14 protein-coding genes are annotated in these 16,063 nt (G+C 68.4%); 6 read left to right on the top strand and 8 right to left on the bottom strand.

What is annotated here, in order from left to right; translation table 11 throughout:
* Positions 1-26: 26 nt before the first annotated feature.
* Complete coding sequence (fadD2, locus tag O6P37_RS14165) at positions 27-1,718, bottom strand: long-chain-fatty-acid--CoA ligase FadD2 (protein WP_269894668.1); 1,692 nt, start codon at positions 1,716-1,718, stop codon at positions 27-29.
* Between the two features lie 65 nt (positions 1,719-1,783).
* Here fadD2 and O6P37_RS14160 point away from each other — a divergent pair, with 65 nt between their 5' ends.
* Together O6P37_RS14160 and O6P37_RS14155 are read left to right on the top strand one after the other, a co-directional pair.
* The gene (locus O6P37_RS14160) at positions 1,784-3,052 is read left to right on the top strand and encodes a DNA polymerase domain-containing protein (RefSeq protein ID WP_269894667.1); all 1,269 of its coding nucleotides are present in this window, start codon (positions 1,784-1,786) and stop codon (positions 3,050-3,052) included.
* 254 nt (positions 3,053-3,306) lie between these two features.
* Positions 3,307-3,762 carry an STAS domain-containing protein gene (locus O6P37_RS14155; protein WP_269894666.1) on the top strand — a complete coding sequence of 152 codons (456 nt, stop codon included), beginning with the start codon at positions 3,307-3,309 and terminating at the stop codon, positions 3,760-3,762.
* A gap of 205 nt (positions 3,763-3,967) precedes the next feature.
* On the opposite strand, the gene O6P37_RS14150 is transcribed toward O6P37_RS14155, so the two are convergent.
* Positions 3,968-5,614 carry a GMC oxidoreductase gene (locus O6P37_RS14150; RefSeq protein ID WP_269894665.1) on the bottom strand — a complete coding sequence of 549 codons (1,647 nt, stop codon included), beginning with the start codon at positions 5,612-5,614 and terminating at the stop codon, positions 3,968-3,970.
* A 62-nt stretch (positions 5,615-5,676) separates the two neighbouring features.
* The gene (locus O6P37_RS14145; RefSeq protein WP_264014691.1) at positions 5,677-5,841 is read right to left on the bottom strand and encodes a rubredoxin; all 165 of its coding nucleotides are present in this window, start codon (positions 5,839-5,841) and stop codon (positions 5,677-5,679) included.
* A gap of 139 nt (positions 5,842-5,980) precedes the next feature.
* Between O6P37_RS14145 and O6P37_RS14140 the strand changes: the two genes are divergently transcribed.
* A complete protein-coding gene (locus O6P37_RS14140) occupies positions 5,981-7,177 on the top strand; it encodes an alkane 1-monooxygenase (RefSeq protein WP_269894664.1) in 1,197 nt (398 codons plus the stop codon).
* Here the strand turns inward: O6P37_RS14140 and O6P37_RS14135 are convergent.
* From O6P37_RS14135 to O6P37_RS14125, 3 genes are all read right to left on the bottom strand, one after another.
* Positions 7,171-7,986 (bottom strand): SDR family NAD(P)-dependent oxidoreductase, encoded by an 816-nt coding sequence (locus O6P37_RS14135; RefSeq protein ID WP_269894663.1) that lies wholly within the window; start codon positions 7,984-7,986, stop codon positions 7,171-7,173. The two genes, O6P37_RS14140 and O6P37_RS14135, sit on opposite strands and share 7 nt — an antisense overlap.
* The gene (locus tag O6P37_RS14130) at positions 7,983-8,399 is read right to left on the bottom strand and encodes a nuclear transport factor 2 family protein (RefSeq protein WP_269894662.1); all 417 of its coding nucleotides are present in this window, start codon (positions 8,397-8,399) and stop codon (positions 7,983-7,985) included. The genes O6P37_RS14135 and O6P37_RS14130 overlap by 4 nt, the downstream gene beginning before the upstream one ends.
* A 79-nt stretch (positions 8,400-8,478) precedes the next feature.
* Positions 8,479-9,693, bottom strand: a complete 1,215-nt coding sequence (locus O6P37_RS14125; protein ID WP_269894768.1) for a CaiB/BaiF CoA transferase family protein — start codon at positions 9,691-9,693, stop codon at positions 8,479-8,481.
* A gap of 129 nt (positions 9,694-9,822) precedes the next feature.
* On the opposite strand from O6P37_RS14125, the gene O6P37_RS14120 reads away from it, so the two are divergent.
* Positions 9,823-11,235: an NCS2 family permease gene (locus O6P37_RS14120; protein WP_269894661.1), complete on the top strand. Its 1,413-nt coding sequence runs from the start codon at positions 9,823-9,825 to the stop codon at positions 11,233-11,235.
* A 56-nt stretch (positions 11,236-11,291) separates the two neighbouring features.
* Positions 11,292-12,230 carry a DUF808 domain-containing protein gene (locus O6P37_RS14115; protein ID WP_269894660.1) on the top strand — a complete coding sequence of 313 codons (939 nt, stop codon included), beginning with the start codon at positions 11,292-11,294 and terminating at the stop codon, positions 12,228-12,230.
* 10 nt (positions 12,231-12,240) lie between these two features.
* Here the strand turns inward: O6P37_RS14115 and O6P37_RS14110 are convergent, their stop codons facing one another.
* Positions 12,241-13,773 carry a phospholipase D-like domain-containing protein gene (locus O6P37_RS14110; RefSeq protein ID WP_269894659.1) on the bottom strand — a complete coding sequence of 511 codons (1,533 nt, stop codon included), beginning with the start codon at positions 13,771-13,773 and terminating at the stop codon, positions 12,241-12,243.
* A 69-nt stretch (positions 13,774-13,842) separates the two neighbouring features.
* Here O6P37_RS14110 and O6P37_RS14105 point away from each other — a divergent pair, with 69 nt between their 5' ends.
* Positions 13,843-15,183 (top strand): esterase/lipase family protein, encoded by a 1,341-nt coding sequence (locus O6P37_RS14105; RefSeq protein WP_269894658.1) that lies wholly within the window; start codon positions 13,843-13,845, stop codon positions 15,181-15,183.
* On the opposite strand, the gene O6P37_RS14100 is transcribed toward O6P37_RS14105, so the two are convergent.
* Positions 15,180-16,046, bottom strand: coding sequence for a LysR family transcriptional regulator ArgP (locus tag O6P37_RS14100; protein ID WP_408633171.1), 867 nt, complete (start codon positions 16,044-16,046; stop codon positions 15,180-15,182). The genes O6P37_RS14105 and O6P37_RS14100 overlap by 4 nt on opposite strands.
* Positions 16,047-16,063: the final 17 nt, after the last annotated feature.

Below are 16,063 nucleotides of genomic sequence, written 5' to 3'. Positions count from 1 at the left end.
CTATTCCGTCAGCTCTCCACGCGCCTCTATTCGTCGTCTCCGCCGACGGTGATCTCGCGGAGCTCCCTCTTGAGGATCTTCCCGGTGGGGTTGCGGGGCAGCTCGTCGAGGAAGATCACCTCGCGCGGCACCTTGTAGCGGGCGAGGTTCTCCTTGACGTAGGTCTTGATGGCTTCCTCGTCGACGCTGGCGCCGTCGGTCTTGACGACGAAGGCCCGCAGCCGGTGCCCCCACTCCTTGTCCTCGACCCCGAGCGCGGTGGCCTCGACGACCTCGGGATGGCCGCTGATGAGGTCTTCGACTTCGGCGGGGAACACGTTCTCACCGCCCGACACGATCATCTCGTCGTCGCGACCGCTGACGTAGAGCAGTCCGTGCTCGTCGAAGTAACCGACATCGCCGGAGGACATCAGGCCGTCGATGATCTGCTTGTGGCCGCCGCCGGTGTAACCCTCGAACGGGAAGGTGTTGCCGACGAAGATGCGACCGACCTCGCCCTTGGCCACCTCCTTGCCGTTCTCGTCGAAGAGCTTGACCCTGACGCCCTTGACGACGGGTCCGACCGTGGCGGGGTTCTTCTGCAGATCCTGCGGGCGGGCGATGGACGCGAACGCGATCTCGGTGGACCCGTAGAGGTTGTAGACGACGGGCCCGATGTCCTTCATCGCACGCGTCGCCAGTTCGGCGCCCAGCTGCGAACCGGACACGAACACGATGCGCAGCTTCGACAGATCGGGCTTGGGGTCGGTCTTCTCCAGCTGATCGAGGATCCGCGACAGCATCACCGGGACGACGACCATCGCCGTCACCCCGTGCTTCTCCAGGTCGGCCAGCACGGTCGCCGGCTTGAACCGGCGCCGCAGCACCAGCGTCGAGCCCAGCATCATCGCGATCGTCGCGTGCAGGAAGCCGAGCGCGTGGAACATCGGAGCCGGCAGCGACGTGATCTCGCCGGCCTTGAACGGCACGTGTGACAGCACACCGCCGATGGGGGCGAGCGACGGTGGGGTGCTGCGGTTGGCGCCCTTGGGGGTACCGGTGGTGCCGCTGGTGAGAATGATGATCGACGAGTGCTTCGACGCCTTCGGGGCGGGATTGCTGTTGCTGCGCTCGACGATCTCGGCCAGGGTCTCCGCGGAACTCTCGGACGGTTCGTCGGTGTCGGGGTTGGTGCCGAGCGCCCGCAGGAACCCGAGTTCGGGCTCGGCCTGCGCCATCGCCTTGGTGTACTCGTCGTCGTGGATGATGATCTTGGCGCCCTCGCGTTCTGACACCTCCTTGACCTGAGGGCCGGAGAACTCGCTGTTGAGCAGGATGATGCGGGCACCGGTGCGGGCTGCGGCGTACACCGCGACGAGGAACCAGCGGTGGTTGCGGGCCAGGATCGCCACTCCGTCTCCGCCCTTGACGCCCTTCGCGAGTAGGGCGTTGGCGACCGCGTGCGCCGCGGCGTCGAGTTCGCCGAATGTCATCTCGCCGTCGTCGTCGATCACGGCCGCTTTGTGCGGCGTGCGTCGCGCATTGAGGGCGGGGATCATGCCGAACTCGCCCCAGCGGCGGATGTCGGCCACCATGGCGGCGACGTTCTGCGGCGGCTCGAGCTTGAATGCGCCGGCCTCGAACATCTTGCGCGCGTAGTGCAGTTCGGCCGAGCCCCGGTCGAGATACTGCTTGGCCTTCGCGGCAGCCTGCAACGGGAATTCAGTCAGCTTCGGCATGCCCACACCATATGTGTTCCATGTCGCACCGGAGGGCGGTATCGCCAGTCCCTACCATGGCTGGCATGGCCGGATCGGCGTCGAAGGGTCAGTCGCTCGAAGTGGCCGGTCTGCAGGTCCAAGTGACCCATCCGGACAAGGTCGTCTTCGAGGCGTTCGAGGGGCGTCCGGCGGTCACCAAGCTCGACCTGATCCACTACTACCTCGCGGTCGCCGACGGCGCGCTGCGCGGGGTCGACGGCCGGCCGATGATCCTGAAGCGGTTCGTCAAGGGCATCACCGAGGAGGCGGTCTTCCAGAAGCGCGCCCCGAAGAACCGTCCGGATTTCGTCGATGTCGCCGAGCTCCGCTACGCGTCGGGCACCTCGGCGGAGGAAGCGGTGATCCGGGACGCCGCCGGGTTGGCGTGGGCGGTGAACATGGGCTGCGTCGATCTCAACCCGCATCCGACGCGCGCCGACGACCTCTCCCATCCCGACGAGCTGCGCGTCGACCTGGATCCGATGCCCGGCGTCGACTGGCGCCAGATCGTCGCCGTCGCCCAGGTTGCCCGCGAGGTGCTCGAGGATCACGGCCTCACGGCGTGGCCCAAGACGTCCGGCTCGCGCGGTTTCCACATCTACGCGCGCATCCACCGCCGCTGGCCGTTCAAGTTCGTCCGGCTCGCCGCGCAGGCGGTCGCCCGCGAGGTGGAGCGGCGAGCGCCCGAGCTCGCCACCGCACGGTGGTGGAAGGAGGAGCGCGAAGGCGTCTTCGTGGACTTCAACCAGAACGCGTTCGACCGCACCGTGGCCTCGGCGTACTCGGTGCGCGCACTCCCCGACGCCCGGGTGTCCACGCCGCTGCGGTGGGACGAGGTCGCCGGATGCCGACCGGAGGCGTTCACCGTGGCGACCGTGCCTGCCCGGTTCGCCGAACTCGGCGACCCGTGGGAGGGCATGGACGACCACCCGGGCGCCCTGGACGGGCTGCTCGACCTGGCCGACCGGCTGGGGCCGGCCGAGAAGGCGCCGCGGGGGGCCGCCCGCGGATCGAATGCGGGAACCGGACGACGCCAGTCGACGATGCCGTTGATCGAGATCGCCCGAACCAGGACCAAGGACGCGGCGATGGCGGCGCTGGACACCTGGCGCGGTCGGCACCCTGCGGCCGCCGAGCGCCTGGCGCCGGCCGACGTGCTGGTGGACGGCATGCGGGGACCGAGCTCGATCTGGTACCGGATCCGGATCAACCTGCAGCACGTGCCACAGGATCAGCGGCCACCGCAGGAAGAGCTGCTCGCCGACTACAACCCGTGGGAGAACTACTCCGGCGGCCAGACCAGGGATCGCTGAGCGAACACCTGTCGAGTATTCGGCGAAACGGCCCGGTACCCACGCAACGTTAAGGATATGCGGCCGGATCCTAAGACCTCCATGTGAAACCCGTGGGTAACAAAAGCCGTTGAGACCTGCCGAAATTGGGTTCTTACCAAAGGCTTAGCGGTCACTACCCAGCCGCCTTAGATTGGCCGCTTAGCTTTGGGGTCATGTTCGGAGCGGCAACAAGCGAAACGTCGCTACAGCGAACCAACGGAGGGAGGCAGGTCATGGCACTGAGAAGCGTCGACTCAACCCCCGGTGTTGCCTTTCGGTACGGCAACCCGGCGACCGACTGCGACGGGGTGCGGATGCGGGCATGCTGCCGTCAGCTGGCCACCGTGGTGACGGTCAGCGGAGACATCGACACCCGCAACGCGAACTGCGTCCGCGCCTACGCCAAGCGCAACATCCTGGCCGAGAAGCCGCTCGTGATCGACATGAGCAGCGTGACCTCCTTCTCCATGCAGGCGGTCGAGTTGCTGTTCGATCTGGATGACGACTGCTACCGCACCGGTGTGGAGTGGGCACTGATCGCCAGCCCCCCGGTGCTGCAGGCGCTGCGGGCCACCGGCCCGGAGTCCGACTTCCCGATCGTCGGCTCGGTGCCCGAAGCCATGCATCACTTCCGCGAGGGCATCCTGGCTCGCCGCCGGTTGCTGCCGCTGCTGACCAAGACCGCCTAGAGAAAGTCGAGAAGACCATGTTGATTGACGTCCGCTGGCTGTCGTTCCTGCTGAAGCGCCGGCATCACCAGAGTCATCCCGCCGCCGCGTAGCGGCGACTGACCGATCCGATCGCCCCCCCGGTCACCGGCGGTGCGATTCTCTCGTCGACCCGAAGGCCGCGGAGCCACCTGGCTCCGCGGCTTTCGTCGTCCGGCGGCCCTGTTCACCTGCGTCCCTGCAGCACACCCTCGATGTTGCGCTCGGCGAGTGCGGTGATGGACATGAACGGATTGCACCCGAGGTGTCCGGGCAGCAGCGACGCGTCGTTGACGTACAGGTTGTCGTATCCGTTCACCCGGCCGTAGCCGTCGGTGGCGCGGCCGCGGACACAACCGCCCAGCGGGTGGACGGTGTTGGGCGCGAACACTTCCCCGTCGAAGATGTCGTCGCGGTACTCGACACCGTTGGCCTGGGTGATCCGGTCGAACACCGCGCGGGTGCGGGCGGTCAGGTGCTCGGTATGGCCCTGTGGCCACAGGATGTCGATCGAGTCGGAGCTCTTGTCGTATGTGATCGCGGCGCGGTCGCCGGTCTTGACCATCACGTAGTAGCCCAGCGCATACGTCTCGACCGGTAGGGGAACGGAGAACATGCTGGCGTACACCGGGTTGTCCGGATCGTCGCGGCCGTCGAGGTTGATCATGCCCATGATCGACTGCTGGGTTCCTGCCGGTGTGCTGTCGCTGAGCATGTGCGCGACCATCATGTCGCCGTTGTTGCCGTAGCCGCCGCCGATCTCCGAACTCAGGTTCGGCAGCGTGCCCGTGTCGCGGGCCTTGAGCAGCAGCTTCGTCGTGCCCAGCACACCCGCATTGAGATGTAGCTGGTCGCAGCCGATCTCCTCGCGGGCCACCTCGGTGCCCCAGCGGTCGATCTCGCGCACCGACACGACGTACTCTCCGCTGCGCTCCCGCCGGATGTCGGTGACCTCGGTGAGGGGGCGGAGGCTGACGTTCCCGGTGGCCAGTGCCGCGGCGATGTAGGTCTGATCGACGCTGCCGAACCGCCCGTGGTTGTTGCCGAACTGCTGCTCGAAGTCCAGCGCGGACCGCGGAACCCGGCCCGCCTCTTCATCTTTCATGTAGTCGAAGGAGTAGGCGCTGCCGTTGTAGTCGACGGGGTAGCCCGCGGCCGCCGCGTACTGGCGACCCACCCGGGCGTACTGGTAGTACGGCGTGCGCTCGAACCAGTCCATGTCCCGGTAGTTGATGCGCAGCGTGGACTTGGCCCGCTCGATGTAGGTGCCGAGGAACTGGGCGGGATCGATGTCGGGGAACACCTCCCGCACCTGCGCCGGGGTGGGGATCGCCGCGATCGCCGCGTTGACCATCGATCCGCCTCCGACGCCGATTCCCCGGAAGACGTTGTGGGCGCCGTGCACCGACTTGTCGCAGATGCCGGCCTGTACCGGCTGGGCCGACGGCGTGCGCTGGGCCACCATCTCCATCGAGATGCCCTGGAAGGACGGCACCAGGCTGGGCGGGGTTTTGGTGAACCAGCCCGCCCGGGTGTCGGCGGGCAGCATCCTGGAGAACCGCTTGCCGTCGTCGTCGGCGGCATCCCAGAGCCGTCCCATCTCCAGGATGAGCGTCTGCACTCCCGCCTGCCCGAGGCGCAGCGCCGACACCCCGCCGCCATAACCGCTGCCCACGACGATGGCCGGGTAGTGGCTGCGGATGCGCGACGGGCGGGCACCCGACTCGAGCCACACCGCGGCGCTGCCGGCCCCCGCGCTCGCCGCGACCGCGGCCGCACCGGCCTGGAGGAAGCGTCGTCGCGAAAGCACCGTCATCCCCGGCTCTCCGATCATTCGTCGATTCGGACTAGAGCGAATCTACAATACTTAACTACAAATGCAATCCCATGTGTGGTTTACACCCTGAAGACGAAGTCGGACTTGTCCCGCACGCCGCAGTCCGGACAGTTCCAGTCCGGCGGCACAGCGCTCCACGGTGTCCCTGGCGGAAATCCTTCCCGGTCATGGCCTGCGTTTTCCTCGTACCGGTAGCCGCATTCCGGGCAGAACGCCGAACCCACTGATGCTCTCCTCTCACACGCGCCGATCACTGGCCGGCCCCGCGCGACTGTAATCAGTGTTATGTTACGAGCGTGTTACCACATTTGCAGAGTTGGTAACAGCAAGGTAGATAGGTACCCCATGGGATCCACTGTGTCGTTGAGTCGCCCTCGCACCGTGCACACCGAGCGTGGCGAGATCCCCATTCCGCGATGGCACGACCCGAAGCGCTACCTCTGGCTGCTGGGAGCGGTCGTACCCGCCAACGTCGCCGCGTCGTGGCTGGCCGTGTACCTCACGGGCAACGGCCTGTTCTGGTGGTTCACCGCGGTGCTCGCGTTCGTCGCCGTGCCCGTCCTCGACTGGGCGGTGGGCGAGGACGCCGAGAATCCGCCCGACAGCGCGCTGGCCTGGTTGGAGCACGACCGGCTCTACCGCTGGGCGACGTATTTGTATCTGCCCAATCAGTACGGGTCGCTTCTGCTCGCATGCTGGTTCTGGGCCGGCGGTGGGTGGCTGACGATGTCGTTCGCCGACAAGGTCGGCCTGATGGTGACCGTCGGCATCATCGGCGGCATTGCGATCAACACCGCCCACGAGCTCGGGCACAAACGTGCACCCGCGGAGAAGCGGCTGAGCAAGGTGGCGCTGGCGCAGACCTGGTACGGCCACTTCTACATCGAGCACAACCGCGGCCACCACGCCCGGGTCGCCACCGCGGAGGACCCGGCGAGCGCCCGCTTCGGAGAAAGCCTGTACGCGTTCATTCCCCGTTCGGTGCTGGGCAGTCTGCGCTCGGCGTGGCGGATCGAGAGCGCCCGGTTCGAGCGCCTCGGCCGGTCACGCTGGACGCTGCGCAACGACGTCCTCAACGCCTGGTTGATGAGTGCGGCGCTGTTCGTGGTGCTGATCGTCTGGTTCGGAATCACCGTGCTGCCGTGGCTGATCGGTCAGGCGGTGATCGGATTCTGCCTACTCGAGGCGGTGAACTACCTCGAGCACTACGGGTTGCGCCGGCAGAAGCTCCCCGACGGGCGGTACGAACGGGTGCGCGCCGCGCACAGCTGGAACAGCAACACCGTGGTGGCCAACGTGTTCCTGTTCCACCTGCAGCGCCACTCGGACCACCACGCGCATCCGCTGCGTCGCTACCAGGCGCTGCGCCATGCCGACGAGGCGCCGCAGCTGCCCGGTGGATACGCCACCATGCTCGTCCTCGCCATGGTGCCGCCCCTGTGGCGCCGGGTGATGGACTGGCGGGTCATCGAGCACTACGGCGGCGACATCCGGTTGGCCGCGCTGAGCCCCCGGCACCAGCGGGGCCTGCTGGTCGCCTCCGCTCCGACCGGTCAGTGACCGCCCACCGCACCTGAACTGGCCTGCACCATGATCCGGACGGCTTCGTTGCGGTTCATCGACCCGAGCATCTGCGCACCCGCACGCATCATCTCCCCCACCATCCAGGTCGGCCCGTTGGTCAGGTTGTCGAACGCCTCGGAGATGACGTCCTCGACGGTCGCGGCATCGGGCAGCGGTTCGTCGGCCGTGATCGTCGAGCCGCGTTCGCGCTCGAGCTTTCTCAGTGCCGGCGTGTCCGTCTTGCCGAGGATCAGCCCCAGCACGTCGACGCCGCTGTCGTGCAACTCCGTCCACAGCGCCTCGGCGAACACCATGTCGAACGCCTTGCTGGCGGCGTAGGCGACCATGTTGGGGGCGCCCGCGAGCCCGGCGCCCGAGCCGAAGATCACGATGCCCCCGCGCCCGCGCTGCACCATCGCCGGCGCGAAGTGGTGGCACAACTGCATCGGCACCATGCAGTTGCGCTGCACCATCGCCTCGGCCGCCGACACCGGGTTGGCGAGGAACGGTTCGAAGTTCGGATCCGCTCCTGCGCAGTGCACCAGGAATCCGACGTCCAGGTCGGCGGTGGCGTCGGCGACGGCCTCCGCCGCCCCGGCGTCGGTGAGATCGATTGCGAGAGTGCGGGTCTGGACATCGGTCTCGCTAATGATCCGCTCCGCCACCTTGTCGAGCACCGCCGCCCGCCGCGCCAGCAGGACGACATTGACGCCACGCTGCGCGAGCCCTTCGGCGAACGCGGCGCCGACGCCGTCGGATGCACCGGCCACCAGCGCCCACGGTCCGTAACGGTCGGCGAAGCTCACGACCCGCCTCCGACGGGAACCACCCGCACGACGGTGAACCGGCGCCGCGCGATGCGCCAGCCCTCGGCGGTGCGGGTGAGGTCGTCGTCGTAGAAGCCGACGGCGTTCACCCCGGAAGTGTTGTCGGCCGACATGATCAGCGCATCCACATAGCTGCGCGCCGACGCCGTGTCACCGTCTACGGCGATCGCCTTATTGCTCATCCGGTGCAGCGTGTGGCCTGCCATCGCGTGCGTCTGCTCCATGAAGTCGGCGACGGCGTCGATCCCGTCCCAGCTGCCGATCTCGCCGTAATCGAGGACGCAGTCATCGGTGAACACCGTGCGGAACAGCGGCCAGTCACGCCGGTCGATGCCGGTCGCATAGCGCACCAGGACATCGGCGATGTCGAGGCGGTCCTCCAGTGCGGTCATCGAGTCGTCTCCAATCTTTGCGATTTCGGCGTGTCTCGTTGCGGTGAGCGCGCCGAAACACGCCGAAATCGCCAGGTGGTCAGGCGATGGCGCCGGCAGCCTTGAGGGCGTCGATGCGGTCCCAGTCCATGCCGATGTCCATCAGCACCAGTTCGGTGTGCTCCGACGCCTGCGGGGCGCGCGTGGTCTCCAGCGGTTCGTGGTTGAACTGCACCGGGCCGCGGACGACCTTGAACGGGGCGCCGCCGTCGTTGGCCTCGACCTCGACGACCATGTCGTTGGCCAGTGCCTGCTCGTCGGCGCCGAGGTCGACCAGGCTCTGGAACGGCGCCCACTGCCCCCTCATCGTCTTCAGGTGTGTCCGCCAGTAGTCGAACGGCTTGCTGCGAATCGAGTCGGCAATGTATTCGACTGCCGCAGCGGCATTCTCGATCAACGGCAGGACATCGCTGAACCGGGGGTCGTCGGCCAGTTCGGGCAGCCCGAGGTGCTCGAACGCGTCGCGGATGTATCCGGTCGGGCTCACGATGCACAGGTTGATGGTGCCGCCGTCGGAGGTCAGGTAGTTGCCGAGGAACGGGTTGACCGTCGGCCCCACGGAATCCGGCATCTGCGAGCGCATGGTCTCGCCGGTCTCCATGCCCTGGGTGACGCTGGCGCCGGCGGCCCACCAGGCGGTGCTCAGCAGCGACACGTCCAGTTCCACGGCCTCACCGGTGCGCTCGCGGTGGAACAGCGCCGCGGAGATGCCGCCGGCGATGTTCATCCCGCCGATCGAGTCGCCGAACGCCGGAATGCCCTGCGACAGTGCGCCTCCGATACCTTCGGGCGTCAGTGCGTGCCCGACGCCGCTGCGGGTCCAGAAGGCGGTGCCGTCGAAGCCGCCGGTGTCGCGTTCGGCTCCCTTGTCGCCGTAGGCGCTGCCGCGGGCGTAGATGATGTTCGGGTTGGCGGCGCGGATGTGCTCGATGTCGAACTTGTTCTTCTGGCGCTGCGCGGGCATGTAATTGGTCAGGAACACGTCGGAAGTCTTGGCGATCTCGTAGAGCACCTCCTGGCCGCCCCGTGTGGAGACGTCGATGCCGACGCTGCGCTTGCCTCGGTTCGGGTGCTCGATCAGCGGGTGGCGGTTGGGGTCCAGTTGGATGCCGCCCATGTTGATGAACCCGCGCTGGGTGTCGCCGCGCACCGGATGCTCCACCTTGATCACGTCGGCGCCCCAGTCGGCGAGGATGGCGCCGGCCGCCGGAACGAACGTGAACTGTGCGACCTCGAGGACGCGCACGCCGTCCATCACCTTGATCAATTTCGGACCTCTCTCCGTCGAACGGTCTCCCTCACCCTAGTGGTCTACCGTTGCACCGACGGTACGAACGGACCCGATGAACAGGACGTCAGCGCCCGATCGCCTTAGGGTCGAGCAATGAATCGTCTCGACCACTTCTTCGAGATCTCGGCGCGTGGGTCGACGGTCGGCACCGAGATACGCGGCGGTGTCGTCACGTTCATCGCGATGGCCTACATCATCGTGCTGAATCCGATCATCCTGTCGAGTTCGGAGGACGTCACCGGCGGCAGTTTGGAATTCGACCAGGTGTCGGCGACGACGTCGCTGGCCGCCGGCGTGATGACGATCCTGTTCGGCGTCATCGCCAGGATGCCGTTCGCCTTCGCCGCCGGGTTGGGCATCAACTCGTTCCTGGCGACCACCGTCGTCGGGGAACTCACCTGGCCCGAGGCGATGGGCCTGGTCGTCATCAACGGCCTGATCATCGTGGTGCTCGCCGCGACCGGTCTGCGCAGGCTGGTGTTCGACGCGGTGCCGATGGAGCTCAAGCTGGCGATCACCGCGGGCATCGGATTGTTCATCCTGTTCATCGGTGTGGTCGACGCGGGCTTCATCGGCTCCACCGGGTCGCCGTCTCCTCCGGTGGGCCTCGGCTTCGGCGGCGTCGGCTCGATCAACACCGTCCCCACGGTCATCTTCGTCTTCACGCTGCTGGTGACCGGTGTGCTGGTGGCCCGGCGGGTGCGCGGAGGCATCCTCATCGGGCTCGTCGCCGGCACGCTGGTGGCCGTCGCGGTCGAGGCGATCTGGGAACTCGGCAAGGCCACCGAGCGACCCGGCGGCTGGAGCCTGTCGGTGCCGACGCTGTCGGGCTCACCCTTCGCCCTGCCCGACCTGTCACTGGTCGGCGCGTTCAGTCTGGACAGCTTCGGCCGGATCGGCGTGCTGGCCGCGCTGATGCTGGTGTTCACCCTCGTCTTCACCAACTTCTTCGACGCGATGGGCACGTTCACCGGCCTGTCCCGGGCGGCGGGCCTCGCCGACGCCGACGGCACGTTCCCGCGGTTGAGGTCGGCGCTGATCGTCGAGGGCGCCGGCGCGGCGGTCGGCGGTGCGACGTCGGCGTCGTCGAACACGGTGTTCATCGAGTCCGGCGCCGGTATCGAGGAAGGCGCACGCACCGGGCTGGCGAACCTGGTCACCGGCGCGCTGTTTCTCGCCGCCATGTTCATCACCCCGCTGGCCTCGATCGTGCCGACCGAGGTCGCCGCGGCGGCGCTGGTGGTCGTCGGCGCGATGATGGTCTCGCACCTGCGCCACATCGACCTGTCGGAGTTCTCGGTGGCACTGCCCGTCGTGCTGACAGTGGCGACGATGCCGTTCAGCTACTCGATCGCCAACGGCATCGGTGTCGGCTTCATCTCCTGGGTGGTGCTGCGCTCGGCCGTCGGCAAGGCGCGCGAGGTCAGCCCGCTGCTCTGGGTGGTCGCCGCCGGCTTCCTGCTGTACTTCGCGCGCGACTGGATCGAGTCCCTCGTCGGTGCGTGATCGGGACGGTTGAATGCGACCGTGGCCGGTAACCTGCTCACCATGACGGAGACCCGATGAGCGCCGGTCTGTTCGCCCTCCTCGACGACGTGGCCGTGCTCGCCCGCCTCGCGGCGGCGTCGATCGACGACATCGGCGCGGCCGCCGGTCGCGCCACCGTCAAGGCCGCAGGCGTCGTCGTCGACGACACCGCGGTGACACCGCAGTACGTGCACGGTCTGGCGGCCGAGCGGGAACTGCCGATCATCAAGCGCATCGCGATCGGGTCGCTGCGCAACAAGCTGCTGTTCATCCTGCCCGCGGCGCTGCTGCTCAGCCAGTTCCTGCCGCAGTTGCTGACGCCGATCCTGATGCTCGGTGCGACCTACCTGTGCTTCGAGGGCGCCGAGAAGGTCTGGGGGCGCATCCGGGGACACGACGATCACGCCGCCCCCGTCGCGGCCGCCGGTGAGGACGCCGAGAAGTTCATGGTGACGGGGGCGATCCGCACCGACTTCATCCTGTCCGCCGAGATCATGGTGATCGCGCTGAACGAGGTGGCCGACCAGTCGTTCTGGCCGCGCCTGGTCATCCTGGCCGTCGTCGCCGTGGTGATCACCGCCGCGGTGTACGGCGTCGTCGCCGGGATCGTGAAGATGGACGACGTCGGGCTGGCACTGGCGCAGCGCTCGTCGAAGTTCGCCCAGCGCATCGGCCGCGGCCTGGTCGCGTTCATGCCGAAACTGCTCGGCGCGCTGGCGCTGATCGGCACGGTCGCGATGCTGTGGGTGGGTGGCCACATCCTGCTCCTCGGCACCGACACCCTCGGCTGGCACGCGCCCTACGGACTGGTCCACCACGCCGAGGAGGCCGTACACCACGCCGTGGCGGGTGTCGGCGGTGTGCTCGCCTGGCTGGTCAACACCGCCGCCTCGGCGGTGATCGGCCTCGTGGTCGGCGCCGTCGTGGTCGCGATCGTGCACGTGCTGCCTTTCGGCAAGCGCGAGAAGCACTGACCGCCGGCCGTCAATCGCGCCGGAGCACCTTCCGCAACGGCCACAACGCCACCTGGCCGGCCAGCGTGCGCGCACTCTCGGCGAGTGACGGCGGCACGTGGTCCGGATCCATCAGATCGTTCTCCGCGAACGGGCCGACATCGGCGGACACCATGAGGCGGCTGAAGCTGCGCAGTGACCGACCGCTGGTGCGCGACGCGTCGACCGCGGCGCGGAACGAACCGCACCTGCTCAGCTCGGCGCGGAACGCCTCGACCGAGTAGCCGAGGTGTTCGGCCACGAGATCGTCTCGGGTGTAGAGGATCTCGCGGCGCATGCGATCGGCGGTCGGGTCGCCGGGGATTGCTTCGATCGCCACGTCGCATTCGCTGTCGAAGCCCAGCGAGCGGTTGTTGAGGTTGGACGACCCGATGCGCAGCAGCCGGTCGTCGATCACCATCACCTTGGAGTGCACGTAGGTCGACACACCGCCGGGGGCCATCGGCCAGTAGACACCGAGGCGGTCGTGCTGGTCGGCGGCCCACAGCACGCGGAGCATCCGTTCCCTGGCGCTGTCCATCGACTCCTGTTCGAGCCGGCTCTCCGCGCTGCGCGGCAGGATGATGACCACTTCGGGGCCATCGGCTTCGGACAGGCGGGCGGCCAGCGCCTCGGTGAGACTGCGGGCGGCCAGGTACTGGTTCTCCAGGTAGATCACGTCGCGAGCGGCGGCGATCGCGGCGAGGTTGAGCGCCTCGACCTCGCGGACCTCGTCGCGCTCGGGCAGGGCCGGCTGGGTGCGGGCGACGGCCACCTCGACGTCGCGCAGCATCGGCCGCAACCGGGCCGGCCAGATCGACCGGTCCGACGGCACCGGTTCGAGCGTCGTGCCGGTCGCCGCCTGCCAGCGCTGCCGGGCCTGCTCGGCAAGGATTCCCGCGGCGTCGCCGTCCACCGCGGCGGCGACCTCGTGGCGCGGCCCGTAGCTGTCGCCCGCCATGGAGCGCGTCGGGTCGTCATGGGCGTGGGCCCGGGTGTCCCACCGCCCGAGCGTCAGGTCGATGCCACCGCAGAACGAGATGGCGTCGTCGACCACCACGATCTTCTGGTGGTGGACCGCCCCGGTCGGGTGGGCGCCGTCGACCGCGAAGTGCATGCGCCGCGACGTGACCCTGTTGAGCAGGGACACCGGCGTCACGCCGTACCAGAACGCGTCGAACGCCGGCAGCAGCCGCAGGTTGGACCGCAGCAGGTACACCTCGAGCTCCGGCCGCCGCCACACGAGCCAGTGCAGGAATGGGCCCAGCTTGTTGGGGCCGGGCAGCGTCTGCTCCCGCTCGAAGAAGGTCCGGTAGTCGAGATCCCAGCCGATCACCATGATCCGGTGCTGTGCACCCAGCATGGCCGCCTTGACGTGGCGCAGGTAGTCGGCGCCGTCGACGATGCGGGCCAACCGGTCCGCGTGCCCGGTGCGCCAACAGGTGTCGCCCGGCCTCAGCACCGTCACTTCGCCGCGATCGAGGGCCTCACCGGACCCCGCCGCATCCTCTGCCACCTCTGACATCGTCACCCTCCTCTGTCAGTGTGTTGGACACCCATGGTCGGCGGACGCGAATACGCAGCGGATATGCCGATGGTCACAACTGCGGTCCGATTGTGCCGTGAGGCGCACGGGGTCCTGATCGAGGCGTCGCATCACATCCCGCCGCTTCGCCTGCACTTCGCCGGCGAGCGCGGGTACAACCAGGACATGCGTACTGCAGACATGGAGGCACTCGGTGGTGTCGTGACCGAAGGGCTGACGGTCCTCAACAGCGTGGTGCGTGGCGTACACACCGGCATCGCGGGGCGGGTCTTCGGCTCGATCGGCCCGGTGGCCCGGCCCGTCGAGGCGGTCCACGACGTCATCGCGGGCGCCGTCTACAACACCATCGACGCGGCGGGGCATCGGCTTCCGCCGGCGCTCGGCTCTTTCACCGCGGCCGGCATCGCCTTCGACGACGACCCTCCCCTCGACGAACGCGCGGGGGTGGCCGAGTTGATCGCCGCGCTCAACGGGATCTACGGCGACGAGCTCGCCGAGCGCGGCAACCAGTTCGCCGCGCCCCTCTCGGTGCGCGCCGACGGACGGCGGGTCGAGCTGACACCCGATGGCGTCGCCGCGGCATTCGCTCACCCGACCGACCGCATCGTGGTCTTCGTGCACGGGCTGTGCCAGACCGAGGCGTCGTGGCGGCGTCCGCCCCGTCCCGTCGAGGACGCCGACCCGCGGTCCTACGGCGAACGCCTCCGCGACGACCTCGGCTTCACTCCGGTCGACATCCGGTACAACACCGGGCTGCACATCTCGACCAACGGCCGGCAGCTCGACGAACTGCTCACCCGCCTCGTCGAGGTGTGGCCGGTGCCGGTGCGCGACATCAGCCTGGTCGGCCACTCCATGGGTGGACTGGTGGTGCGCAGCGCCTGCCATTACGGGGACCGCGCGGATCACGGGTGGACGCAGGCGGTGCGGCAGGTCGTCTGCCTCGGCTCGCCGCACCTGGGCGCGGACCTGGAGAAGAGCGTCCATGTCGCGTCCTGGCTGCTGGCGAAGCTCGGAGAGACCCGGCCCGTTGCCGAATTCCTCAATCTCCGCAGCGACGGCATCAAGGACCTGCGTTTCGGCGCCCTCACCGACACCGACTGGTGCGACGCGGATCCCGACGAGTTCCTGCGCGACCGCTGCGCCGAGGTGCCGTTCCTGCCGCACGCGAGGTATCACTTCGTGGCGACGTCCATCGCTCCCGCCGCCGTCGGCGCGATGCTCGGCGACCATCTGGTGCGCCCGTCGAGCGCCTCTGGGCGTGGCCGGACCCGACGGATCCCGTTCGAGGAGCACGACGGCCTGGTCCTGACCGGCCTGCACCACTTCGACCTGCTGAACCATCCCCGGGTGTACGACAAGCTGTCCGCCTGGTTGAGCGCCCGCTAACGCAGGCTCTCGGCCGCTGACCGGACCGCGGCGGTCACCGCGGCCACGAGTGGGCTGTCGAGCTTCCAGCACTGCCAGAACAACGGCACGTCGAGGTGCACGTCGGCGATCCGGACGAACGACCCGTCCGCCAGGTCGGCCGCGGCCAGTTGCTCCGGGTACATGCCCCACCCGAGGTCGGCGCGGACCGCGGCGCCGAAGCCGTCCGCCGTCGGCACGAAATGCACGGGGCGGGTGATGTTCCGCCGGAACACCTTGCGCAGCAACAAGTCCTGCAGCGCATCGTCACGATTCCACGCTAGTGACGGCGCCGCCGCGGCGGCTTCGGCGGTGAATCCGGCGCCGAGGTGCCGCTCGTGGTAGCCCGGCGACGCGACCGGGACGTAGCGCATCACCCCCAGTGGCACGCTGCGGCACCCCGGCACCGCGGCGCGCTCGGTGGTCACCGCACCCATCGCCGCCCCCTCGCGCAAGAGCTTCGCGGAGTGGTCCTGATCCTCGATCGTGATGTCGAGCAGGACGTCGGGCATCCGGGCGAGCGCCGCGGCGAACCACGTCGACATCGAGTCCGCGTTCACCGCGATCGCGACCCGTGGCGCGCGTGAACCACCGCCCATCTCGCCGAGCGCTTCGGCCTCCAGCATCGCCGTCTGGGCCGCCAGCCGCAGCAGTGGCACCGCCGACGGGGTGGGCCGGCACGGCTTCTCCCGGACGACGAGCACCTGGCCGACGCGTTGTTCGAGGGCCTTGATGCGTTGGCTGACCGCGGACGGCGTGACGTGCAGGCGGCGGGCGGCCGCGTCGAAGCTGCCGAGTTCCACCACGGCGGCGAAGGCGGCGAGCTGCTGGCCATCGACGTTCACGTCAGCAATTCTAATCT

Origin of the sequence: Mycobacterium hippophais (assembly GCF_027529605.1) — a bacterium.
Taxonomy (GTDB): Bacteria; Actinomycetota; Actinomycetes; order Mycobacteriales; family Mycobacteriaceae; genus Mycobacterium; species Mycobacterium arseniciresistens.
The sequence above is the reverse complement of the archived record's forward strand: the minus strand, read 5'-3'. Positions and strand labels throughout refer to the sequence as shown.

Excerpts from the sequence above, each read along its gene's own strand:
- O6P37_RS14110 (WP_269894659.1), bottom strand. The coding sequence starts at position 13,773 with ATGTCAGAGGTGGCAGAGGATGCGGCGGGGTCCGGTGAGGCCCTCGAT.
- O6P37_RS14130 (WP_269894662.1), bottom strand. The coding sequence starts at position 8,399 with ATGACCGCACTGGAGGACCGCCTCGACATCGCCGATGTCCTGGTGCGC.
- O6P37_RS14105 (WP_269894658.1), top strand. The coding sequence starts at position 13,843 with ATGGTCACAACTGCGGTCCGATTGTGCCGTGAGGCGCACGGGGTCCTG.
- fadD2 (WP_269894668.1), bottom strand. The coding sequence starts at position 1,718 with ATGCCGAAGCTGACTGAATTCCCGTTGCAGGCTGCCGCGAAGGCCAAG.
- O6P37_RS14120 (WP_269894661.1), top strand. The coding sequence starts at position 9,823 with ATGAATCGTCTCGACCACTTCTTCGAGATCTCGGCGCGTGGGTCGACG.
- O6P37_RS14125 (WP_269894768.1), bottom strand. The coding sequence starts at position 9,693 with ATGGACGGCGTGCGCGTCCTCGAGGTCGCACAGTTCACGTTCGTTCCG.
- O6P37_RS14160 (WP_269894667.1), top strand. The coding sequence starts at position 1,784 with ATGGCCGGATCGGCGTCGAAGGGTCAGTCGCTCGAAGTGGCCGGTCTG.
- O6P37_RS14150 (WP_269894665.1), bottom strand. The coding sequence starts at position 5,614 with ATGATCGGAGAGCCGGGGATGACGGTGCTTTCGCGACGACGCTTCCTC.
- O6P37_RS14115 (WP_269894660.1), top strand. The coding sequence starts at position 11,292 with ATGAGCGCCGGTCTGTTCGCCCTCCTCGACGACGTGGCCGTGCTCGCC.
- O6P37_RS14155 (WP_269894666.1), top strand. The coding sequence starts at position 3,307 with ATGGCACTGAGAAGCGTCGACTCAACCCCCGGTGTTGCCTTTCGGTAC.